The sequence below is a fragment of the Synechococcus sp. BA-120 BA3 genome (assembly GCF_034931285.1).
Classification (GTDB): domain Bacteria; phylum Cyanobacteriota; class Cyanobacteriia; order PCC-6307; family Cyanobiaceae; genus Cyanobium.
On record NZ_JAYGHZ010000506.1, the window covers coordinates 1 to 706 of the forward strand.

Genomic DNA, 706 nt, shown 5'->3' on the forward strand with positions numbered 1-706 from the left:
TTGTCTATAATTCACGCGCCCCACACCAACGTCTACACAACGCACCTCGTCGGCAGCGTCAGATGTGTTTAAGGGACAGGTGGGGGCCGGCCGTTCCGCGGCGAGGGGCTGATGCCCAGCGGCCTGGCGGCCCTGGCCGCCATGGGCCTGGATCCTCTGCCGGCAGCGGTGCGGCGGCGGCCCCTGACGGCCTGGAGCTTCTTCCTCGACGGCCAGGTCCTGTTCGAGGCGGCCGAGCCCATGGGCAGTCCCGTCCCCTGCACCCTGATCGACCAGGACTCCCTGCTGAACGAACTGCTCGCGCAGGCGGGCCGCCAGCCGGGTTTCCGCTTCCACCCGGGCCAGGCCGCCGGCGATCTGCTGCTGCGGGACGGCCGCGTCGTGGGTGTGCGCCTGGCGGACGGCACTGCACTGGAGGCGGCACTGGTGGTGGCCTGTGACGGCCGCGATTCGCTGCTGCGCCGCAAAGGCGGCCTGGAGCTGGAGAGCGCCCCCAGCCCCCTCGACGTGCTCTGGTTCCGGCTGGAGTCCCCAGGAGCCGAGGGGCTGCTGGAGTGGCTGGCCGGCCGCTTCGTGACGGTGGTGGGTGCCTCGGGCAGCTATGCCCTCTTCCCCTCGGCCCGTGGCGGCGTCCAGCTGGGCTGGGCGATCCCGCCGGAACCGCCGCCGGGCCCCACCCCGGCCAGCCCCGGCGCCTGGGCGGAGC

The 706-nt window shown here is 73.2% G+C and carries 1 pseudogene; it reads left to right on the forward strand.

Annotated elements, in window-relative coordinates:
- Window positions 1–111 precede the first annotated feature (111 nt).
- A pseudogene (locus VB737_RS17185) lies at window positions 112–706 on the forward strand (monooxygenase); the annotation flags it as partial.